Below are 20,699 nucleotides of genomic sequence, written 5' to 3'. Positions count from 1 at the left end.
TGGATAATGAAGAAACTAATATTATTGCTATTATTAGCGACCAATACTCTTGCAGCATCAGTAAGTGCAAGGGGACAGTTCACCTCAAAACCTGGTGACTCTTTATCTTTTATTAAAGAGCAACTCTATGCCAACACGGTTCGCAACGTTCTTGATTCTGAGCTTGAAAAGCTAGGTCTTGATACAAAGACTTTTTGGCAAAATTACGAAACACAATTTGATGAATACTTTGCGCCAATTAAAGAAAATTACGATCGTGAAACTGGTGCAGTTGATGCTGAAGGCAACCCTGTAACTCTAACGGGGAGTGCTCTTGAAAGATACCAAAGGGGAATTCGTAGCAAGAGACTAAAGGCACGCGCTTCTTTTGGTGGATTTAACTCTATTATTTCTTCATACACAGTAAAGAAGATGTCGAAGTCTTTATCACGAGCAGATACACACTATTATAATATCGATGCAAAAGTTAATCGTAAGTTAGTTTCTGAAATTTACTATCGCTATATTGGACAAGGTAAAACACGTAACTTTACAAAACTTTATCTAAATATCAATTACAAGCTTAAGGATCTAACTTGGGAAGAAGTTGGTGTAAGTTCTCAGTCGAAATTTACAGATGTTGTCGAAGATCACTGGCTTAAAGAGTTAGGAGAGAGTGTTGGTGGTGTCTTTCTTGAAGGGATTGAAGTTGTTAATCCATCAACAAGACAAGAAATTTTCGAACACCTAAAGAAGCCTCTTGTTGTCCTTCGTTCAAATGAAGGAGAGATTCTTGGTACTCGTCAGGAAGAGCTTAGAAATTCACTTATGCTAACTCTTGATATCGCACTTGAAAAAGAGTTTAAAGACGAAAAGCAAAAGCAAATTAATATACAGACATTTGGTGGATTAGTTCTTACTGATTTAAGAGATGGTACGATTGTAAACTTCAAAGATTTTGAGGCCAAAGGACAACAGTATTCGACAGTTGATCCACACAAGCAGAGCTCTGATATTGCAAGCTTTGTTTATCAGCTGCCAATCTCAGAAATGAAGGGATTAAAGAGAACGATTAAGGAGAAAGTATCTGTAAAGAACTCTTTTGATATCGTATTAAGAAATACTCATAATATTAATGAGGCATTTGATTTTGCTGGAATGTTAAAAGAAGAAGGTGTTGTTTACTTCTTTGATCCACAAATTACTTCGACTCTTCAAAATGTAGTCAATATTAGTATCACTTTCTCTGGTGATAAAGATAAGGCAATGGATGTCTTGAAGAAGTTTTCTAATACAAAATTATCAGAGCAAGCTTCGATTAAAAGAGATGAAAACCTTCCATTTGTTTTTAATATTATTCATGCTGGTGAGAGTGGAAAAGTTATTAAGGAAGATAAGGAAGCAGCTAAGGCAAAAAGTCTATGATTAAGTTTTTATTACCAATTTTAGTTTTAGTTACAACATCGTGTTCTCTTTTAGTACCACCACAAAAAAGAGATTATCACGGAAGAAAAGAGAGAACGACTCAGCGTCAACATTTTACAGGCGTTAAAAAGAAGGTTGCACTTCTAACTTTCTTTAATGAATCTCCATTTGGTGGCCAAGATTTAGGTGTTATCGCAACAGAAGAGCTTCGCCGTGAGCTTCAAAAGACGGGACAATTCATTGTTGACCCAATGTCAGCTAGATTATTTGGTTCTTCGAAGCAGGTTTACTCACAAGGTGGATCAAAGCTTGTTCAGATGACAAGAAAGGCAAAAGGAGAAGGTGTAAACTTTGTTATTTTTGGTCGAATTATCGAAGCAAGAGTTAGAGAAAAGTCTGATGAAGTAGGTTTTGTTAGAAGCACAAAAAGCTATAGTGAAGCAAAAGTCGAGATTAGAATCTATGACGTTAACTCTAATAAAGAAATCTATACTGATACTCTTGATGGTTATGCAGACGATAGCAGCTACCGCTTCTTTAAGTCTGATCGCGATTCACAAACAAAGTACCGACAAGATCTTCTTCGCTATGTAACAAAAGTTTCTGTTAGAAAATCAATTCCAAGAATTCTTGATACTGCTCAAAAGCTAGAGTGGATCGGACGTGTTGCAAAAATTATTGGAAATAATATCTATATCAATGCTGGCCGTGACTCAGGACTTAATATCGGTGATGTTTTAAAAGTTGTAACTGAAGGTGTTGATATCTATGATCCTGAAACTGGGGCCCTTATTGGTGTTTCCAAGGGAGAAGTCAAAGGGACTATTGAGATTATCGACTTTATTGGAGCAGATGCTTCAATCGGTATCTTACACTCCGGAGGCTCTGTTCACGAAGGTGACTTTGTTAAGTTGTACTAATGATTTATTCTCTTGCCCGTAACTTCTTATTCAAGTTAGACGCCGAAGATGCTCATGATCTTACAATCGATTTCATGGAGAGATTCCCTGTCCTTTCTGAGGTCTATCCGAGTTATCGCTCTGATAGTTTAAAATTAAGAATTGGTAAGTTAACGTGGGCAACACCTGTTGGGCTTGCTGCTGGACTTGATAAAAATTGTCGTGGATACGAATTTCTTTCTAATCTTGGTTTTGGTGCTATTGAGGTTGGAACTGTAACACCAAGGCCCCAGGGTGGAAATCCTAGGCCAAGACTATTTCGTTATATTGAAGAAGAGTCTATTCGTAACTGCATGGGCTTTAATAATGAAGGTGGAGAGTTTCTTAAGAATCAAGTACGCTTAGCAAAGCGTTCAATTCCATTAGGTGTGAATATTGGAAAGAATAAGGATACACCTGATAATCTAGCATATGAAGACTATGCGAGTCTTTATCAAGATTTTAAAGATCTTGCTGATTATATCGTTATAAATGTTTCCTCGCCAAATACTCCGGGACTTCGTTCGCATCAAACTCGTGAATCCTTAGAGAAGATCTTTGCTGCTTTAGAGCGTAAAGACGGTGAGGCCGATCTCTATTTAAAAATTTCACCAGATATTGAAGAAGATGAAATTGAAAGTATTATCAAAGTCGCAAGTGACTATAGACTAACTGGTATCATTGCAACAAATACGACTATAATGCAAGAGCGTGGGGTAGGAGGTGTTTCTGGAAAACTGCTTCTGGCCAAAGCACGTAGGGTCCGTAAGGCATGTCTTGATAAGATGAAGGATTTTCCTCATTTAGAGTTCATCGGGGTTGGAGGTTTTTCTTCGTATGAAGATATTGTTGATTATTGGCGTGATGGTGGAAGGTGTTTGCAGATCTATTCGGCCTTTATTTTCCAGGGGCCTAAGCTTCTCCAAGATATTAATCGATCAATAATAAATGATATGTCCCTAAAGGGATTTAATTGTGTTGAACAATTAATTGATCATTATCAAAAAAAATCCCAAATATAACCTATTAAAATTATGTATAAATAAAAACTAAAACTTAATCTTTTCCTAATATTAACCGAAACGAGTAAAAAGGTTGGTTAAACATTTAAGGAAAGAAATGATTAAAGGCTTAGTTCATACTGTCGTAATTGCATCATTAGGCGCATTTGTCTTTTTCACTAGTAGTGATATTGAGAGTACTCTTAAACAAGAGCTTGGTAGTGGTGCAAATCCATACAAGCATGTTAATCGTTCACCTGACTTTGTTAAACGTTCAATTGCATCTTTATCTGATGATGTTACGGCCCGTGAACTAAAAAAGAGAAGAGTTGAGGATATGCATATCTACAAGTCTTACGAAGAGTCGTTATCAAAACTTAAGGGTTGTATGAGAAGTATCTGTCAGGAATACTTCACAAGTGATGAAGTTTCTGAAAATTATGATAGGTATGGGGATTATATTACAGCGAAGATTAATCAAAATATTAATCAGCTATATAACTTTACGTCAAAAAGAGGCTTTCGTTCTCACTCAATTATTACGACAGCACTAGATTTTATCGATCTTTCAAATGAAGAATTAAAGAAGAACTTAGTTTTACTTTTAAGTACGCAAAAGAGTGATCTAAGATCATTAAATGCCTTAGTTAAACTTTCACAAGGTGTTTACGGTAAGGATCTTCATTCTCTTATTATTTTAGAGCTTGAAAAATATGCAAAGTCAGATGATTTTAAAGATAAGGTAAGCGATCAAATAGTGACAACACTAGCTTCAAACGCTAGCAATGAAAACTCACTTATTACAAGAGAGCTATATCGTTTCATCAATAAAGATAATCTTCAAAAGTTTAATCATCTTTTAACAAAGATTCCTAACGAGAGTCGAGTGTATTCACAGCTTGCAAATCATATCGAGAAGTTCGAATCGACAAGCCTATAAAACAATCTTAAGTTTTTTTGCGACAGTGATTTCTTTCTCATTCATATTTAGTTGGTAGGCAAGAATCTGTACTCCAGCTTCTTTGGCCTTGATAAGAAGTCTTTTATATTCTGTATCAATATCACTCACATTAAAGCTCTTAACATCTTCACGAGAAATAATATAGAGCATTGTGGCCTCATGACCTTGCTCTTTAATTGCCATAAGTTCTTCAAGATGCTTTTGGCCTCTGGTTGAGACGGCATCCGGGAATTGGGCCTGGTCGCCAACTTTTAAAGTAACATTTTTTACTTCAACAAAATTGTACTTAAAACTAGGATCCTCAAGTTTTAAATCTTTCTTATCGATCTCTTTATTGCTTAAGAGAAAATCAATTCTACTTTTACCAATTTTTACTTCACTCTTAAAAAAATCATACCCTCTAAGTTCTTCGAATTTTCCAAGTTCTAGACCTTCCTGAACAATCTTATTTGTAAGGCCTGTATTTACCATAATCCAAGAATCCCCATTCGAAATCATCTGAGCAGAGAATTTAAGCTTTCTCTTTGGGTCATCAGAGTGGGTCATTAGAACTTTCCAATCTGGCTCCCAACATGTTTTCATGCTTCCTGTATTTGCAAGGTGGGCCGTTAGAGTTTGTTCACAACTATACTCTTTAAAGGCATTATCTAATTTAAAATCTAATAAAAATCGTTTGTAGCGTTCAATAATTGTCCCTAAAACCAATTCATTTTCTTTAAATTGCATATTTTTCCTTGTGTGCATGTTGCTAAGCATCTGTAATTATATGTTACAATGACAAATACGATATCATTTTAAGAGGAATTTGTGAAAACTGCTTTAGTAATTTGTGACAATGAAGTTTTAAATTCAATCTACAGTGTAAATCTTAAGACATACACTGAGTTGAATCTGATTTTTACGTCATCACTTGATGAGGCGCTCATTCATATTGAGGACACAGAAGTTCCTATTGATCTACTCGTAACAATGGCCTCAATCGGGGATGAAGATACGGCCCTTTTGGCCTTTCATAATCTTATTGAAAATGATCGCGATATTCCTTCGATTGTTATTGGAGAAGGGGATCTCGTTCCAGATGAGAACTATGTTGTTAAAAATCAATTTGATATCCCTGGCATTCTACAAAATATTTTTGAATGCTTAAAAATTACACCAAAAGAAGTTTTGGCCGTTGTGACAGAAGAGTTATATGAAATGCCAATTCGTCTCTTCTTTCCGTTTAATAAAGCATTTTGTGATACCTACTATATGCTAGAAAATAATGGCGAGAAAGTCCCAACTAAAATATATGACACTGAAAGTGATGTATGGCCAAAGGTAAGAGAATTCTTAGATCAAAATGTTTCACATCTTTTGATACCTGCAAGAGAGCGTTTCGCTTTCACTAAGAGGGTAACTGAGCTTTTAATTGAAAGTATGGAAAAGGTGACTCCTGAAACTCCTCAACAAGAATCTCTTGATTTTGTGGAGCAAAGTATTGATGCCATTGCTGAACAGCTATTTGAAGATGAAGGGGTAACGAAAGAAGTTGTCCAGCTTTCTCAAATGTGTATGGATACGATGGAAGAAGTTATTGATAATGTTCCAGATCTAAAATCTATCCTAAAGGATTTAGCAGCGCTAAAATCTGGCTTTCTCTATAGTCACTCAATTATTGCAGGTTACGTTTCGTCCCATATTCTTGACAACGTTGAATGGGGTGGCCCTGCTCATAAAGAGAAATTAAAATTTGTTCTTTATTTCCACGATATGTACTTAGTGCAAGTCTATAAAAAATATCCTGATCTAATGTACGAGGATAAGATCATTTTTGATCCTCAAGTCTCTGAAGAAGATAAGGAAATCATTATCAATCATGCTGCTGAAGCAGCAGATGCAATTAGGCGCTATCCTGCATGTCCACTTGGCGCCGATGTTATTATCATGCAACACCATGGAACATCAAATGGACTAGGTTTTGCGACAAGTTTTAAAGATGATATCTCTCCACTTGCTAAGGTTCTTATTATTGCTGAAGCATTTACAGAAGAAATCTACCAAAGAATTGAAGATCGCCAAAAAATAAATGTTGAAGATGTAATAACTAAGCTACGTGAGCGCTTTACTAAGCACACGTATAAGAAGATCATCGAAACACTTGCGACGATTAAGATTTAAGCAATATCTACTAAATTTTTTATTGTGACACTATCTTGTTCGAGGGTATAGATTGCGTGCCAGCTATCCTTTAATTGAATCTTTCTGATATTATTGATTTCATCAATTTCAATATTGAGAGGCCCATCGTATTTAATCTTGAATTCACGTGCCTTATCGATACCTAGATCTGAAAGAAGATTTATCCAACAACTAATTTCATCTTGAACTTCAATGGGAGTATTCGCTAGTTGTGCTAAGGCCTGTTGTTCAAATTCAATACTTACTTTTTTCATTTTAAAACTATAGCGATCTTACTTGTGTGTGGCAAATGTCATGTTTTTTTGTTTACTTTCGATTAGTAAAAGAAATTTAGTCCTGCCATCGCTCTTTGGTAAACTTCATCATAGTATTGGTAGGCAAGTCTTAAGCTAACATCCTTGGTAAAGTGAAACTTTGCTTCGCTATTCCATTCATGTTGCTTATTTAAGCGAGTGTTATTTCTAAATGAATATTGATAACTACCTTGCCACGAAAAGTATTTACTCGAGTAGATAAGCCTTATTTTTGGCCCATAAGTAAGAGCATAGTCATAGTCTGACTCATAGATATAAGAGTTTTGTGTTGCTATAAATGCTGCCAGTGCGAATACTTCGTTACCAAAAGTGTAACCAAGATCAAAATCTAAGTAGGGATTTAATGTTCGGCTTTGATATGTAAAGCTCTCAGCAAAACCAAAGTTAAATTGCCAACTAAGCTTCTTTGCAAAAACTGTTACAGGTCTTAAGGCATCGATACGAGCAAGCTGTATATCGACTAACCTCAGTCGATCTTCTTGATAGCGATTATAATCTAACTTTATATTAACTAGCTCTGTTGTGGACATGGGAAGATAACCACTTTGTCTATCGAGTAGGTCGTGGAGTGCTCCACGAAACTCAATATTTAGATATTCTCCATTACTATCAAAGCTTGGACCTAGGCTAAAACGATTTGTAGAGTGGCCTTTATCCGGAGATTTAGGCATTAAAAAATCATAGTTAATATCTTGTGATTTTGAAGCTAATTTTGCTCGTTTGCTATTAATACGAAATTTTTGTGTACGGTATTCTTTCTTCTCTTTATCTTTTAAAGACTTCGTTGCATCAACATCAGCATTCTTAAAGTCGATATAAAGATTATAAGTATCTAAGACAAATAGTTCATCAACATTATCTTTGATGTCGCTGATATTCTTAGAATCCTTGATAAGCTTTTTGAAAAGTGCTCCTTGCTTTGGATTCATCTCATCATACCTCGCTTTTAATTTTGTATACGAAGCGGGTCTAACTTTAATATTCTTTACGATATTGTCTTGTTCGAATAAAGCGTAGATTGTATCAACTGGAGGAACTGTAGTATCGATATTATCAATTAGCTTCCAGTCTGTTCTAATGGCATCGACAAACGCTAGAATGTGGTAAGAGCAATTCTTAGTGAAGTAGAGATAGTCGAAATAAGCTCGATTCATTTCAAAGAGGTGCGCCTGAAAATAAATAAGATCTTTTCTATCTAAGTTTAATTCATAATCCCAAAGATCTCTCGATTCCATATTATTATATTCTTTAACTTTTACATAATATGGCATCATAGCAAACATGCCTTTAAAGCCACCAAAAATACCTTTGTAGCCATAAACGAGGGGATTACTAGTATCGACTTTCGCACTGAAGTCCACGCCGTAATCTAAGAGATCATTATCTTGGCTTTTAGATGACTTTGAACGAACACGAAAGAATGTGTGACCAAAAGTTGAAGCGGGCTTTTCTATAAAGTAAGAAGAAAAAATAATAGAGACTGAATAGATATCGATTTTCTTTATATAGTCTTGATAAGCAGGACAATCATACAAATTTAATGATTGCTCAATTAGCCTATGTTCTTTTAAGAGCATGAATCTTGCAGGGAAAAGACACTTCGGATGATTATTCATGTCTTTAACAAGAGGGGATTCAACACCTGAAATTGTTTGTTTCAATTCCTCTAGTGGTGATGTCATACCATTTTCAGAAAGAAAATATTCCTTCGCTTTTACTAGGGACTCGTAACCGAAAAGATTCTTTTCATATCGTATGAGCTTTAGCCACCTTTGTGACTTAGAAAAAGTTTCGAGCTCTGTTGATGCCCAAGAAGAATGCCCTAGAGCAAAGAAGAGAAATGTTGCAGTTAAATATTTTTTCATTCTAAAATCAATTTTTGGCGTATTGGAAAAATGGCCTACAACCGAAGTTGTAGGCCAAAGTATTACATCGCTAGTACAGTTTGGATGTTATTGTGGATTGTTTGTGCGTCAGCATTTTCAGCAAAAATCTTATCAAAGTTTTGCTTTAGGTTTGTTTTGTTTGCTGCTGGAGCATTAACTAGAGCAAGGTATGCATCTAGACTTTCACCTTCGCCACGAGCAATATCGCTTGAAAGTGCGATCATGTTGTTTTCAACAAATGATACAGCTGATACACGTGCTGTTTTTGCATCTTCACAACCAAGAGTACCTGTTGACATTGCAAATGTCTGGTTACCTAGGATACCGTTTGTTGTAGCTGCAAGAACGTTAAGAGCTAGTCCTGACTTACCTTCGAAAATTACCGAACCAAGACCACAACCTGCTGGTCCGTGAGCTGCAAATGCTGAAGAAGTAACAACTGTAAAAAGTGCTGCACATAATAGTTTTTTCATCAATAAACTCCTTAATATTGTGATGTTTGTAAAACAATACAAAGAGTTTAACTTAACTAAGAAAAATGTAAATTAAAAATCCCTCGTTTTTGTTTGAGCAAAGGACTCCGCTTTTTAAGAAAAATTTAATTTACAGTATCGTCCTTTGTAGAGCATTAAGTGGGTCTTTGAAGTTACCTTGGTTGTAAACTTCTTTAATTTCTCTAAAGATATTAAGTAAGTTTTTTTTGCCGCCTGTACTTGTACAAAGTTTTAAAATGTAGTTATTTGCTAGGATAAATGCACACGAGTGGGCCGTTAATTTATTTGTACTTAACTTATTAGGGAAGCCATCTCCCTTTGGTTTTTCATGGTGCTGGGCCACGACAAAGTCTGCTTCAGGGTAACCTGTAAAGTACTGTGCAATCTCAGCTGCTTTAAGAGGATGGAGACGGTAGCTTTCTTGCTCACTTTCTTTGAACATTTTAAGCTGTGGGTCTTCTAATGATTGAATTGAAGCAAGGTCTTCATTTTCAAGCATTGAATCATATAAAAGTGAAGCCAATCCAAGTTTCTTCTTTGATGTCTCAGAGGCCCAGCCAAGAGCTTGTAAAATAAAGTGTGATAAATAAAGTGTCATAATTGATTGAGTGGCAATATCAAATGGCCCTTTTGGAAATAGCGAAAGGACATTACGATACTTCTTATTTTCAAGAATGATTTCACGGCTACAAAGAATGACTTCATCACAAAGTTTAATTACATTCTCTGATACGCCAACAGTTTTAACATATTGATGAATCAAAAGAACGGCCTTAATTTGATTTTCAATAACTTCTGAGTCTTTAAGTCTTTTCTTGCTTTCAAAAGTTTTAAGGAGGTTTTCTATTCCTTCTTCTAAGAATTTTAAGTAGTCATTCTTTTTTAGATAAAGGACTTTTATATTCTTTCTCGCATAAGAATGAATTGTTGCGTGAGAGTATTTCTTATTTGCCGATATGATCTTTGTATACTTTGTTTGAGTTAGTTCTAAATAGACATCGTAGGCGAGTGTATCAAATAAATAAAAGCCACGAATCTTCATTGGCAATAAATCGTCTTCTTCAAATTCCTCAATGCTAGAGCCGAAGTCTTCACTTTTAACCCAGGCAAGGGCCTTGTTAACTGCGCCCATAAAATCTTCTTCTTCAATTGGGCGAAAAAGTGCCGAGCTCGATTCACTTCGTGCATAGAGTGCATCTGGAATTTTTTGTTTGATCATGGCCTCCATACCGATAAAGATAAATGGCCTTTGACCTGTAATCGAAAGAATCTTTCCCGCTAGCTGAGACGGATCTTCATTTTTAAGAGCTACTTCAATAATGATCACGGCAAAAGGACCTTCAAAGCTTAAAAGGTCAATTGCATCATCACCACTCATTGCGCAATGAAGTTGGATATCTGGATAACAATTTGAGAAAGAATCTCTAATGTATCCCCATTCATCTTTTTCATCACAAATATATAATGCTTTCAAAAACGTACTCCTTTAATCAACTAATCATTAATTTCTTTTCATATATCTCCCGCATCGGTAAGTTATTGAAATAATAAAATTTAGTTAGGAGAAAAAATTAATAATCAATTGATAATTATACAAGAATTCGACTTTTTAAGATGGATAAATTTGTTTAAACTATTTTAAAGGGGTTAGCATGACAGAAAAGACAATCTCTCTTGTAAAAGAGATGATAAAATTTGGCTTAATTAAAATTTCTCCACAAAATCCATTTAAATACGCTTCTGGTAAGACTGGGCCTATTTACTGTGACAATCGCCTTATGTCTTCTGATCCAAAAATGTGGAAGCTTGCAATTGAGCTCATGAGTGAACTCATTGAAGAGAATAACTTTTCATATGACTTCATTACAGGTGTTGCAACTGCTGGAATCTCTCACGCTGCGGCATTAGCATTTTATCGTAGCGAGCCAATGAATTATGTACGCTCAAAGCCTAAGGCCCATGGCACGGGTAAGATAGTGGAAGGAAAAGTTGGCGAAAATAGTAAATTACTTTTAGTTGAAGACCTGGTTAACCAAGGCTCAAGTATCGAAAAAGTCATTGGACTCATTCGCGATCAGGGCCATATGGTAGACTCAGTGCTGTGTTTGGTCGACTATCAAACTCCCAATGCTAAAAGGGTTGCTAAAGATTTAGGTATTGAGATTTTTTCTTTAATAAATCTTAATCAATTAGCCGATATTTGTTTGTCGCAAAAATTGATCGATGAAAGAGGCCATGAGCTTCTTATGAAATGGCAGCAAGACCCAGATAATTGGGAAAATTAATGCAACGCTGTGCATTTTAGACGCAAGACGTGTCGACAGATTTAGCAAAAAAAGATATGTATCTACTTAATTTAATTCGTGTTTTTTAACGTATTTAAGTTATATCCAACTTAAATTTTGGAGGAATAAAATGGCCGATAGTGCAAAAATTGAAATCAATGGTCAAACTATTGAAGTTCCTGTGATCGTAGGAACTGAAAACGAAGTCGCTTTAGACATCTCAAAGCTAAGAGCAGAAACAGGTGCTATTACTTTAGATATTGGTTTTGTTAACACAGGATCATGTACGTCGAAGATTACTTTCTTAGACGGAGAGAAAGGTATTTTAAGATACCGTGGTTACCCAATCGAACAACTTGCTGAATCTTCAAACTTTGCTGAAGTTTCTTACCTTCTTTACAATGGAAAGCTTCCAACTGTTAAGGAGCTAGATACTTTCAACAGAGAAATTTCAGCTAACAGCAAGCTTCCAGGTGGCGTTGAAAAAATCATCGACCAATTTCCTGGTTCAGCTCACCCAATGGGTGTACTAGCTGCTGCGATCTCATCTCTAAGTGGTTTCTACCCAGAGTTCTTAGATCCAGAAGCAACTGAAGAAATTAAGAACAAGGCTATTGTTCAATTAATGGGACAAGTAAAAGTTATGATGGCGCAATTCTATCGCAAGACGATGGGAAAAAGCCCACTAACTTCAAATGCTAAGCTAGATTACTCAGCAGATTTCCTAAATCTAATGTTTGATGGTGAAGTAGACCAAGACGTAGCAGACGCTCTTGATACACTTCTAATCCTTCACGCTGATCACGAGCAAAACTGTTCAGCTTCAACTGTAAGAGTTGTAGGCTCTTCACATGCTAACGTATTTGCTTCAATTGCAGCTGGTGTTACAGCTCTTTGGGGACAATTACATGGTGGTGCAAACCAAGCTGTACTTGAAATGCTTGAAGAGATTAAGAAAGATGGTGGTGATTACCAAAAGTTCATCGAAAAAGCGAAAGATAAGGACGATCCATTCCGTCTTATGGGATTTGGTCACCGTGTTTATAAGAACTTTGATCCACGTGCAAAAATCATCAAGAAAGCATGTGACACAATTCTTACTAAGCTTAAAATCGAAGATCCACTTCTTGATATTGCAAAAGGTCTTGAAGAAGTTGCTCTTAAAGATGAGTACTTCGTTAAGCGTAACCTATATCCAAACGTAGACTTCTACTCAGGAATCATCTACAAAGCACTTGGAATCCCAACTAATATGTTTACAGCAATGTTCGTATTAGGTCGTTTACCAGGTTGGCTATCTCAGTGGAAAGAACTGAGAGAAGATGGAGCACGTATTTCTCGTCCTCGCCAAGTTTATATTGGTGAAAATGAGAGAGATTACGTAGCACCAGAAAAAAGATAGTATAATCTTTTAAAAAGAATATTGAATTCGGGCCCAAGGATTTCTTGGGCCTTTTTTTTAGGAAGTAGAAATGTTTGAATACGATAAAATTTTAAAGAGTCTCTTAAATCCAAATCTTAATAAGCAGCAACTTGCAAAACTTATTGGGACTCAGTCGACACAATTTACTAGTGAGCGTACTAAGCTTAAGAATAACTACTCTGATGAGGATTTAATCAGTGCCTATACATCATTCTACTTTCCAACAAATGCTCTTAAGCTTGAGTTTTTAACTGAGCATTTAAGCGAGCAGATGAAGGCCGAAATTTCTAAAACTCACATCTTAGATATTGGAACAGGACCTGGAACTTATGTTTTTGCGGCAAGTGAGCTTTTTTCGGATGCTCTTTCTTTCACAGGAGTTGATGAATCTAAGCTTATGATTGAACAGGCCAATAAGCTTAATAATGAGTATTTTCAAAATCCTAAAATTGGTTTTTCTCAAACTCTACCAAATGTTGACGATGCTCCAAGAACTCTTATTTTTGGTAATTCGATCAATGAAATGGGAATGCCTGCGGCCTTTAAGATTATTAAGCGCTACAATCCTAAATTTATCATTTGTATTGAACCTGGAACAAAAGATGTATTTAAAGACCTTCTTGCTTTAAGAAAGAAGCTTCTCTTAATCGATTACAAAATTCAATATCCATGTATGGGACAGGGGACTTGTCCTCTTGAAGGGATCGATGACTGGTGTCACCAATCAATTAAAACTTCATTGGACTTCGAGCTCGAGTCTCTTTCGCAAGTTGCAAAATTAGATCGTAAGGTCATGCCTGCAACAATTCACTTCTATGCATTAAACCAAATTGAAGATAAGAGCGGTAAAGCAAGAATTATTCGTTTAAAGAAAAATGTTAAGCACGCATTCCTTTGGGATGTCTGTGATGAAAATAATAAGTCTGTGACTTTAGAAGTTCCTAAGAAACTCTTTAAGAAGAAAGTTGTTAAGCAATTAGAAGAGATTTCCTCTGGCATTTGTGTTCGCTATACAATTGATAAGGAACTTGAAAATTCTACTGTTCGTGTAAAGACTATTGAAGTTGAAGGTGTTGAATAAGGGAGCATAAGGCTCCCTTAGATATTTACTTTTTACTAGCTGGTAGACGATTAAGTGGTGCTGTCAGGACGTCCTGAAGTCTTACGCCTGATCTAAACTCGATTAAATCCATACTTGTGATTTTTTGCTTTCCAATAATATAGGCCTTCTTTGAAATCATATTAGTCATAAAGGCGGTATCAAGTTCACTTAGAAGCGCTTTTTTATTTTTTTCAAGTGAGTCGACGTGTGCTTTCGTTGCATGATAATTTCTTACCTTTGCTCCTTGTGCTCCACCTGCAGGTGCCCAAGCAACTGACAGTGGCCAAAAGAGTAGGTTTACAACACCATTAGGTACATCGCCATTATAGAAATCTCCTACACCTGGCAGGATATTTAAAACTGCGGCCAATGTTTCATCTTTTTCTTTCACTTCAAGTCCTTTTGCTTTCCACTCAGCATACTCTCTTGCTTGATATGAGTTGATAGAAGAACAACTTGCTAGAAGTGATAAAACAGATAGAAGTAGAAATACTCTTTTTAATAATTTACTCACTATTCCCCCTTAAGTGATACATGTTCAGTTTCACTTTATTCGGTAAATATACTTTATTTCTTTAGTCGGGAGAGTGTGTAAGTGTTTGTAAATAAAGGGGTTTCTTTAGGCTGTCTTTGGTTAAGAGAGCTAACTTATGAAAATAATGAAATGTAATTTACTGATAAAATAAATAATTTATTTTTAAGATTATTTAGACTTCAGCTCTTTGACTTCGTAGATAATTTTTTCTTTATCCATCTTGAAGTGGGGCATTGTTAAGATTTTTGAAAGGACATCCTTGGCAAGTTTTCTCATTTCCTTTGTTTCAAGAATGGCCATCAGTCGATTCACTTCATTTTCTGTATAATTGGCCTTAATACGTTTTTTTATTTCTTCTTTGATATCAACGAAGCTTGTATTGTCATCAATGATTTTTTCAAGCTTTTTATTGTCTAAGCTTTTTGCAGACTTTTCTATCAGCTGTCTTTTAACAAAGTCTGCACGTTCTTTTGAGTCATTAATTAGGTATTGCTCTTTTAACAGAATGTCGGCGATATAATTGATCTTGTTATCGAGGTTGGCAAAACTTAGCTGTGCAATAAAGATAGTGATTAGAAATTTCATATCTTAAATTATAAATAAAAAAGCCTCGCAATGCGAGGCTTCTTTTATATTCGAAAATTTTGATTCGATAATTACTTTTTCTTCCCAAGTGAAGCGTAAGAAGTACCAAATTTCTTTCTGAATTTATCGATACGACCTTCAGTATCAAGAACTTTAGTTTTTCCTGTATAGAATGGGTGAGAAAGACTTGAGATATCAAGTTTTACGTATGGGTAAGTTTTCCCATCAAACTCTTCTTCTGAATCAGCTTTGATTGTTGATTTAACTACAAATTTTGTGTCTGCAGAGATGTCATGGAAAAGAACGTCTCTGTACTCTGGGTGAATACCTTTTTTCATTTTAAACCTCGTTATCTTTTGCATTGCTTGGTACAATGCTGATTTAGTATTAATTAGAGATTTGAGCAATTTCGCCCATATAGGACCATTTGTCAAGATCTAATGTAGTGCTTCCATAGCTGAGATGGGCATTTTTAATGTGCGCTACAAGAGCTGCAGCCACCTCCAGACTTATCTGTCGGGTCGTTAAATTGCCAATGTCCATATTTTTCATTGATAAAATCAATGGCGCTCTTTAAAGAGCTGAAATCTCGTTGAAAAACCTCAAGATCTTCACCGTCCACAACTGTAACAGAATAGAGGATTAGCTCTTTTATTTGGCCATCAACTTCTTGGATATCTCCAGTCATTCCAATGAATGATTTAAAGTGCTCACTATTGTAGTGGGCGAAGTTCCAATTTTTGAGATTTACAAGATTTTGTGTTTCCATGCTGTATTTTTAGCAGTTGGCCCTTGCCATGACAATGTATTTCTAGTAAGTTTCTAACCTACGAATTGTAATTTGTATAAATTAGAGAAAACAATTTTAAAGTTTTATATATTTTAGGAGGCAGTTATGGCAAAGGGGCCAAGAGTTATTATTACACTTGAGTGTACAGAAGCGAGAAAGAATGGACAAACTCCATCTCGTTACACAACTACTAAAAACAAAAAGACTCATCCAGAGAGACTTGAAGTTAAGAAGTACAATCCTTTCTTAAGAAAGCACACACTTCACAAAGAAATTAAGTAATTTGATTTTTCAAATTTACATATAAAAAAAGCCTCGCATTGCGAGGCTTTTTTTATGAACTAGAGTTCAAATTCACATTCGTATTCAGCTGTTTCCACAGACTTCTTCGAAAAGAGCCTTTTATTAAAAACATGGGCCTTCATCATAGATGGGTCGTCAAGATTAAAATCAACTTCAGTTGTATAACCACGACTAGGGTCTCTGTATGAGAGGTGTGTGTCGCCATTGTCACTAACTTCGATTTTAGCTTTTTCAAACATTTTACCATTTTCAAGAATTGTTGGGATAATACTCAGTCCTTCATAACCCTTTTCAGTATCCCAAAAAGACACTTTATACGTTGTGTTCTTGTATTCCGAGAATTGCTCTTTAATAATTCCAAAACAAGCGCTATCGCCAAGAAGTAAGTTCTTTTCGAGGACATAAGACTTCGCTTTCACGCGATTACATTTTATGACATTAGAAATTTTATTCCCTGGCCAGCTTGGATCAAATATCGCCTCGTCAGCGCAAAAGCCAGCAAATACAGATGATGTTAGTGCTAGAGTAACGATTAGTTTCATATGTTTATCCTTTAAATTTATTGTTTGAGGATTTATAGCAAATTTAGGATATAAATAGTGTTTAGTTGAAATAATTACAATAGGCTTCCTGACGGAAGCCTTTATCATGATTAATTTTCAATAACTTCGTGACAAAAAACATCTCTGCTGTCGATATGACGACACTCTGGTGCTTTGCTTTTACAATGCTCAACTGCAAGTGGGCAGCGAGTATGAAAGTTACATCCAGCAGGTGGATTGAGAGGTGATGGAAGCTCCACATTCTTAAGTGGTGGGAAGGCCTTGATCACTTCGTTTTCTACCGCGTGGGCCGACTTTAGAAGTGTTTTCGTATAAGGATGCAGTGGAGTCGTAAAGATGACATCACTTTTTCCGTATTCACAAACCTTTCCAAGATACATGACAAGTACCTTGTCCGCTATATAGCGAACGACAGAGAGATCATGAGAGATGAAGATATAAGTGAGATTAAATTCTTCTTGAAGGTCTTTTAAAAGATTTAAAACTTGCGCTTGAACTGAAACATCAAGAGCAGATACTGGCTCATCAAGAATTAAAACTTTTGGTTTTAAAATAAGAGCTCTGGCAATTCCTATTCTTTGACGTTGGCCACCACTAAACATATGTGGGTACTTGTGAGCATGAGCACGACGAAGGCCTACTGTTTCCATAAGTTCACATGCACGCTCAAAAGCTTCTTTCTTTGTTACTTTCTCATTGATAAGAAGAGGATCAGCGATTATTTCCCATGCTTTTTTTCTTGGGTTAAGTGACTCGAGTGGATTTTGGAAAACCATTTGAATGGACTTGTATAGTTCTTTTGAAGAAAGAGTTGAGAAGTCTTTACCACCGATTGTGATACTTCCATCTGTTATTTGCTCAAGTGCCATAAGACATTTTGCAAGAGTCGACTTTCCACAACCAGATTCCCCAACTATTCCAAGAGTTGTTTTTTCTTGAAGAGTGAAGCTTAGGCCATCGATGGCCTTTACAAACTTGTCTGCGACAGGATAGTACTTTTTTAAATCATTTACTTTAATTGTATCAATCATATCTATACCTAATTCTTAATTTAATGGGTGAATACAACGAAGAGAGCGATCATCATGAATGACAAGTTTAGGGAGTAATTCACATTGTTCAGTCGCATATTCACATCGCTTTCTAAACTGACATCCTGTAGGGCGATCACCTAAGTCTGGAACCATCCCTTTTATTGAGTAAAGGGGAGCGTTAATATCATTTGTAAATGAAGGAATTGACTTCAATAGTCCTGATGTATAGGGGTGGCGAGGAGAATTGATGACGGCCATTGTTGGTCCTTTTTCAATGACTTCGCCTGCATACATAACTTGAAGAGTTTGCGTGAAGTCTTTAACGACAGCAAGATCGTGGGAGATAAAGATAACGGCCATGCCTGTTTCTTTTTGAATCTCATCTAGGAGCTCTAGAATTTGCTGTTGAACAGTAACATCAAGGGCCGTTGTTGGCTCATCTGCAATTAAAAGCTTTGGGCTTGAAGCAATGGCCATCGCAATCATCACTCGTTGGGCCATTCCACCAGATAGCTCGTGTGGGTAAGCTTTCATGCGCTCTTTAGGCGCAGGAATTCCAACTTGAATTAATAGCCTTTCAACACGATCCTTACGTTCTTGTTTTGATAAGTTTGGTTCGTGAATGAGAAGAACTTCCTCAATCTGATTTTCAACTGTATAACATGGGTTTAGGCTACTCATGGCATCTTGGAAGATCATACTGATATCACCTCCGCGAATCTGTTGCCACGATTTCTCATTAAGTTTTTGCAGATCCACTCCGTTGAAACTTAATTCTTCTGCTTCAACGACAGCATTATCATCAAGCAGGCCCATTATTGCCATATTCGTGATACTTTTTCCACAACCTGACTCACCAACGATTCCAAGTGTTTCACTCGCTTTAACTTCAAACGAAACATTTCGAACGGCGTGAATAAGTCCTTTCTTTGTTTTAAAGTGTATATTTAAATTCTTAACTTTTAATAAACTCATATATTTCTCTTCTATCGTTTAAGCTTCGGATCAAGTGCATCTCTTAGGCCATCTCCAAAAAGATTCAGTCCCAAAACAACGGCCAAGATACAAAGACCTGGAAGTGTCACAAGCCATGGGGCACTTTGAATGTAAGGTCTGGCATCACTTAGCATAATTCCCCATTCTGGAGTAGGTGCCTGGACACCTAGGCCTAGAAAGCCAAGTGCGGCCGTTGAAAGAATCCCTTCTGAAAGGCCTAGTGTTACTTGAACAATGAGTGTTGCCATACAATTTGGTAGAATTTCTTTAAGCATAATTCGCATAGGTGAGGCACCAAATGTTTTTGCTGCCTGAATGTATTGAAGATTTTTTATTTCTAATACATTTGCACGAATAAGTCGTGTAAACGAAGGTACACTTACTAAGGCAACAGCAAAAACCGCATTCATTAGGCCTGGGCCAATTACAGAAACAACGATAATAGCAAGTAAGATACTTGGGTAGGCCATAAGAATATCGATGAATCTCATGATCACTGCATCTGTTTTGCCTCCAAAGTATCCAGCAAGAAGGCCAAGCATTGTTCCTACTACAGTTGAGATCAAAACAATTGAGATACCAACAAAGAGAGAAATTTGAGCTCCATAGATAAGTCGGCTTAGAACATCTCGACCCAGATCATCTGTACCTAAGATAAATTGCATAGAGCCATCCGCTGCCCAAAATGGAGGTATACGAAGTTGTCCTGGGAAAATCTCGCTTGCTCCATGTGGTGCAATTAAAGGTGCCAGTAGAGCAATGATGATAAAGCCTAAGACAAGAGCTAGACCGAAGAGCGCCCCTTTGTTGTCACTAAAGTGATCAATAAATTCCTTAAAGACTTCCATTGTTGTTACATTTGAATTTTGTACTTCCATTATTTTGAACCTGAAATTTTTGGATTAACAATTGAGTAGATAATATCCACACACATATTGATGAAAATTACCATCAGAGCAATAAAGAGAATTCCTCCTTGGATAACTGGATAATCTCTTGCGTGAATACTTGCAACTAGCCAGCGTCCAATACCTGGCCAAGAAAAAATTGTTTCAGTAAGAATTGCCCCAGTAATAATACTTCCAAAAAGAAGACCGATTACTGTGACAATAGGAATCAGTGCATTTCGTACAGCGTGTTTCCAAACAATCTTTTGATAGCTTTGACCTTTGGCCTTTGCTGTTTGGATATATGGAGCTTTGAGTACTTCAAGTACACTTGATCTTGTCATTCTTGATATAACGGCGAGGGGAATTGTTCCCATGGCAATTGTTGGAAGAATGAGGTGCTTTAGTGCAGAAGTAAAAGGTGCAAAACCATCAAGTGAAATGACCTCTGGGTTTAATGTATCAATTAGCATTAGACCTGTAACTCTTGGAACATCAAAGAGAACATCCATTCTGCCTGATACTGGAGTAATTCCCATGTTAACTGAGAAGATAATGATAAGAATTAAACCCCACCAAAATATTGGCATTGAGTAGCCAACAAGTGAAGTACCCATTAAGAAATAGTCCATAAAAGAATTGCGCTTTAATGCCGCATAAACTCCTGCTGGTATTCCAATCAAGATTGCAAAGATCATAGCACAAATTCCCAACTCTAAAGTCGCTGGAAAACGCGAAAAGAACTCATTAATGACAGTTTGCTTGGTCACAATGGAAACGCCAAAATCACCTGAGAAAATATTCTTCATATAAATGAAGTATTGCTCTAAGATGGGGCGATCAAGGCCAAGTGTTTTTTGCATGGCCGCATAGACTTTGGGATCTGCACCACGCTCTCCTAAGAGAAGTAGGACAGGATCACCAGGAACTAAACGGACAACGATAAAAGAAAATAAGCTAATCCCAATAAGTGTTGGGATTAGCTGTAGAAAGCGTTTTTGTAAAAAATTTTTCATA

General features: G+C 36.4%; 23 protein-coding genes. 9 read left to right on the top strand and 14 right to left on the bottom strand.

Annotated elements, in window-relative coordinates; translation table 11 throughout:
- Positions 1-6: 6 nt before the first annotated feature.
- The 4 genes from ACMAYL_RS10825 (at position 7) to ACMAYL_RS10810 (ending at position 4,283) form a co-directional block, all read left to right on the top strand.
- Entirely contained in the window at positions 7-1,404 is a 1,398-nt protein-coding gene (locus ACMAYL_RS10825) for a hypothetical protein (protein ID WP_392992363.1), read from the top strand.
- Positions 1,401-2,324, top strand: a complete 924-nt coding sequence (locus tag ACMAYL_RS10820) for a hypothetical protein (RefSeq protein ID WP_412470073.1) — start codon at positions 1,401-1,403, stop codon at positions 2,322-2,324. The genes ACMAYL_RS10825 and ACMAYL_RS10820 overlap by 4 nt, the downstream gene beginning before the upstream one ends.
- Positions 2,324-3,364, top strand: a complete 1,041-nt coding sequence (locus tag ACMAYL_RS10815) for a quinone-dependent dihydroorotate dehydrogenase (RefSeq protein WP_412463111.1) — start codon at positions 2,324-2,326, stop codon at positions 3,362-3,364. The genes ACMAYL_RS10820 and ACMAYL_RS10815 overlap by 1 nt, the downstream gene beginning before the upstream one ends.
- 97 nt (positions 3,365-3,461) lie before the next feature.
- Positions 3,462-4,283 (top strand): hypothetical protein, encoded by an 822-nt coding sequence (locus ACMAYL_RS10810; protein WP_103219090.1) that lies wholly within the window; start codon positions 3,462-3,464, stop codon positions 4,281-4,283.
- Here the strand turns inward: ACMAYL_RS10810 and sfsA are convergent.
- Complete coding sequence (gene sfsA / locus ACMAYL_RS10805; protein WP_412463110.1) at positions 4,278-5,030, bottom strand: DNA/RNA nuclease SfsA; 753 nt, start codon at positions 5,028-5,030, stop codon at positions 4,278-4,280. The genes ACMAYL_RS10810 and sfsA overlap by 6 nt on opposite strands.
- A gap of 81 nt (positions 5,031-5,111) precedes the next feature.
- Here sfsA and ACMAYL_RS10800 point away from each other — a divergent pair, with 81 nt between their 5' ends.
- Positions 5,112-6,464 carry a hypothetical protein gene (locus ACMAYL_RS10800; protein ID WP_103219088.1) on the top strand — a complete coding sequence of 451 codons (1,353 nt, stop codon included), beginning with the start codon at positions 5,112-5,114 and terminating at the stop codon, positions 6,462-6,464.
- On the opposite strand, the gene ACMAYL_RS10795 is transcribed toward ACMAYL_RS10800, so the two are convergent.
- From ACMAYL_RS10795 to ACMAYL_RS10780, 4 genes are all read right to left on the bottom strand, one after another.
- Positions 6,461-6,739: a hypothetical protein gene (locus ACMAYL_RS10795; protein WP_103219087.1), complete on the bottom strand. Its 279-nt coding sequence runs from the start codon at positions 6,737-6,739 to the stop codon at positions 6,461-6,463. The genes ACMAYL_RS10800 and ACMAYL_RS10795 overlap by 4 nt on opposite strands.
- Before the next feature lie 62 nt (positions 6,740-6,801).
- Positions 6,802-8,664: a DUF4105 domain-containing protein gene (locus ACMAYL_RS10790; protein ID WP_103219086.1), complete on the bottom strand. Its 1,863-nt coding sequence runs from the start codon at positions 8,662-8,664 to the stop codon at positions 6,802-6,804.
- A gap of 62 nt (positions 8,665-8,726) precedes the next feature.
- Complete coding sequence (locus ACMAYL_RS10785; RefSeq protein ID WP_103219085.1) at positions 8,727-9,158, bottom strand: DUF3015 family protein; 432 nt, start codon at positions 9,156-9,158, stop codon at positions 8,727-8,729.
- A gap of 130 nt (positions 9,159-9,288) precedes the next feature.
- Entirely contained in the window at positions 9,289-10,653 is a 1,365-nt protein-coding gene (locus ACMAYL_RS10780) for a hypothetical protein (RefSeq protein WP_103219084.1), read from the bottom strand.
- Between the two features lie 178 nt (positions 10,654-10,831).
- Between ACMAYL_RS10780 and pyrE the strand changes: the two genes are divergently transcribed.
- From pyrE to ACMAYL_RS10765, 3 genes are all read left to right on the top strand, one after another.
- Positions 10,832-11,464 carry an orotate phosphoribosyltransferase gene (gene pyrE / locus ACMAYL_RS10775; RefSeq protein WP_103219083.1) on the top strand — a complete coding sequence of 211 codons (633 nt, stop codon included), beginning with the start codon at positions 10,832-10,834 and terminating at the stop codon, positions 11,462-11,464.
- A gap of 130 nt (positions 11,465-11,594) precedes the next feature.
- Entirely contained in the window at positions 11,595-12,866 is a 1,272-nt protein-coding gene (locus tag ACMAYL_RS10770; protein WP_103219082.1) for a citrate synthase, read from the top strand.
- Positions 12,867-12,936: 70 nt separating this feature from the next.
- Positions 12,937-13,968, top strand: coding sequence for a small ribosomal subunit Rsm22 family protein (locus ACMAYL_RS10765; protein WP_103219081.1), 1,032 nt, complete (start codon positions 12,937-12,939; stop codon positions 13,966-13,968).
- Between the two features lie 25 nt (positions 13,969-13,993).
- Here ACMAYL_RS10765 and ACMAYL_RS10760 read toward each other — a convergent pair whose 3' ends face one another.
- The 4 genes from ACMAYL_RS10760 to ACMAYL_RS10745 form a co-directional block, all read right to left on the bottom strand.
- Complete coding sequence (locus ACMAYL_RS10760) at positions 13,994-14,503, bottom strand: hypothetical protein (protein WP_103219080.1); 510 nt, start codon at positions 14,501-14,503, stop codon at positions 13,994-13,996.
- A gap of 189 nt (positions 14,504-14,692) precedes the next feature.
- A complete protein-coding gene (locus ACMAYL_RS10755) occupies positions 14,693-15,109 on the bottom strand; it encodes a hypothetical protein (RefSeq protein ID WP_103219079.1) in 417 nt (138 codons plus the stop codon).
- 71 nt (positions 15,110-15,180) lie between these two features.
- Positions 15,181-15,447 carry a type B 50S ribosomal protein L31 gene (locus ACMAYL_RS10750; RefSeq protein ID WP_021268340.1) on the bottom strand — a complete coding sequence of 89 codons (267 nt, stop codon included), beginning with the start codon at positions 15,445-15,447 and terminating at the stop codon, positions 15,181-15,183.
- 134 nt (positions 15,448-15,581) lie between these two features.
- A complete protein-coding gene (locus ACMAYL_RS10745; RefSeq protein WP_103219078.1) occupies positions 15,582-15,878 on the bottom strand; it encodes a hypothetical protein in 297 nt (98 codons plus the stop codon).
- A 126-nt stretch (positions 15,879-16,004) separates the two neighbouring features.
- Here ACMAYL_RS10745 and rpmG point away from each other — a divergent pair, with 126 nt between their 5' ends.
- The gene (gene rpmG / locus ACMAYL_RS10740) at positions 16,005-16,181 is read left to right on the top strand and encodes a 50S ribosomal protein L33 (RefSeq protein WP_021268365.1); all 177 of its coding nucleotides are present in this window, start codon (positions 16,005-16,007) and stop codon (positions 16,179-16,181) included.
- Between the two features lie 59 nt (positions 16,182-16,240).
- Here rpmG and ACMAYL_RS10735 read toward each other — a convergent pair whose 3' ends face one another.
- The 5 genes from ACMAYL_RS10735 to ACMAYL_RS10715 form a co-directional block, all read right to left on the bottom strand.
- Positions 16,241-16,744: a hypothetical protein gene (locus tag ACMAYL_RS10735; protein ID WP_412471081.1), complete on the bottom strand. Its 504-nt coding sequence runs from the start codon at positions 16,742-16,744 to the stop codon at positions 16,241-16,243.
- Positions 16,745-16,854: 110 nt separating this feature from the next.
- On the bottom strand, positions 16,855-17,796 hold the full coding sequence (locus tag ACMAYL_RS10730) for an ABC transporter ATP-binding protein (RefSeq protein WP_392992352.1): 942 nt from the start codon (positions 17,794-17,796) through the stop codon (positions 16,855-16,857).
- Between the two features lie 15 nt (positions 17,797-17,811).
- Positions 17,812-18,774: an ABC transporter ATP-binding protein gene (locus ACMAYL_RS10725; protein ID WP_103219075.1), complete on the bottom strand. Its 963-nt coding sequence runs from the start codon at positions 18,772-18,774 to the stop codon at positions 17,812-17,814.
- Between the two features lie 11 nt (positions 18,775-18,785).
- Complete coding sequence (locus ACMAYL_RS10720; RefSeq protein WP_103219074.1) at positions 18,786-19,673, bottom strand: ABC transporter permease; 888 nt, start codon at positions 19,671-19,673, stop codon at positions 18,786-18,788.
- Positions 19,673-20,698, bottom strand: a complete 1,026-nt coding sequence (locus ACMAYL_RS10715; protein WP_412471080.1) for an ABC transporter permease — start codon at positions 20,696-20,698, stop codon at positions 19,673-19,675. Before ACMAYL_RS10715 ends, ACMAYL_RS10720 begins: the two co-directional genes overlap by 1 nt.
- Position 20,699: the final 1 nt, after the last annotated feature.

It is taken from the genome of Halobacteriovorax sp. RT-2-4 (assembly GCF_047085445.1).
In the GTDB taxonomy this organism is placed as follows: domain Bacteria; phylum Bdellovibrionota; class Bacteriovoracia; order Bacteriovoracales; family Bacteriovoracaceae; genus Halobacteriovorax_A.
Note: the sequence above shows the minus strand (reverse complement) of the source record. Positions and strands in the feature narration are given on the sequence as shown.

Excerpts from the sequence above, each read along its gene's own strand:
- ACMAYL_RS10820 (WP_412470073.1), top strand. The coding sequence starts at position 1,401 with ATGATTAAGTTTTTATTACCAATTTTAGTTTTAGTTACAACATCGTGT.
- sfsA (WP_412463110.1), bottom strand. The coding sequence starts at position 5,030 with ATGCAATTTAAAGAAAATGAATTGGTTTTAGGGACAATTATTGAACGC.
- ACMAYL_RS10785 (WP_103219085.1), bottom strand. The coding sequence starts at position 9,158 with ATGAAAAAACTATTATGTGCAGCACTTTTTACAGTTGTTACTTCTTCA.
- rpmG (WP_021268365.1), top strand. The coding sequence starts at position 16,005 with ATGGCAAAGGGGCCAAGAGTTATTATTACACTTGAGTGTACAGAAGCG.
- ACMAYL_RS10825 (WP_392992363.1), top strand. The coding sequence starts at position 7 with ATGAAGAAACTAATATTATTGCTATTATTAGCGACCAATACTCTTGCA.
- ACMAYL_RS10795 (WP_103219087.1), bottom strand. The coding sequence starts at position 6,739 with ATGAAAAAAGTAAGTATTGAATTTGAACAACAGGCCTTAGCACAACTA.
- ACMAYL_RS10715 (WP_412471080.1), bottom strand. The coding sequence starts at position 20,698 with ATGAAAAATTTTTTACAAAAACGCTTTCTACAGCTAATCCCAACACTT.
- ACMAYL_RS10735 (WP_412471081.1), bottom strand. The coding sequence starts at position 16,744 with ATGAAACTAATCGTTACTCTAGCACTAACATCATCTGTATTTGCTGGC.
- ACMAYL_RS10755 (WP_103219079.1), bottom strand. The coding sequence starts at position 15,109 with ATGAAATTTCTAATCACTATCTTTATTGCACAGCTAAGTTTTGCCAAC.
- ACMAYL_RS10765 (WP_103219081.1), top strand. The coding sequence starts at position 12,937 with ATGTTTGAATACGATAAAATTTTAAAGAGTCTCTTAAATCCAAATCTT.
- ACMAYL_RS10745 (WP_103219078.1), bottom strand. The coding sequence starts at position 15,878 with ATGGAAACACAAAATCTTGTAAATCTCAAAAATTGGAACTTCGCCCAC.
- ACMAYL_RS10770 (WP_103219082.1), top strand. The coding sequence starts at position 11,595 with ATGGCCGATAGTGCAAAAATTGAAATCAATGGTCAAACTATTGAAGTT.
- ACMAYL_RS10730 (WP_392992352.1), bottom strand. The coding sequence starts at position 17,796 with ATGATTGATACAATTAAAGTAAATGATTTAAAAAAGTACTATCCTGTC.
- ACMAYL_RS10750 (WP_021268340.1), bottom strand. The coding sequence starts at position 15,447 with ATGAAAAAAGGTATTCACCCAGAGTACAGAGACGTTCTTTTCCATGAC.
- ACMAYL_RS10720 (WP_103219074.1), bottom strand. The coding sequence starts at position 19,673 with ATGGAAGTACAAAATTCAAATGTAACAACAATGGAAGTCTTTAAGGAA.
- ACMAYL_RS10815 (WP_412463111.1), top strand. The coding sequence starts at position 2,324 with ATGATTTATTCTCTTGCCCGTAACTTCTTATTCAAGTTAGACGCCGAA.
- pyrE (WP_103219083.1), top strand. The coding sequence starts at position 10,832 with ATGACAGAAAAGACAATCTCTCTTGTAAAAGAGATGATAAAATTTGGC.
- ACMAYL_RS10725 (WP_103219075.1), bottom strand. The coding sequence starts at position 18,774 with ATGAGTTTATTAAAAGTTAAGAATTTAAATATACACTTTAAAACAAAG.
- ACMAYL_RS10790 (WP_103219086.1), bottom strand. The coding sequence starts at position 8,664 with ATGAAAAAATATTTAACTGCAACATTTCTCTTCTTTGCTCTAGGGCAT.
- ACMAYL_RS10810 (WP_103219090.1), top strand. The coding sequence starts at position 3,462 with ATGATTAAAGGCTTAGTTCATACTGTCGTAATTGCATCATTAGGCGCA.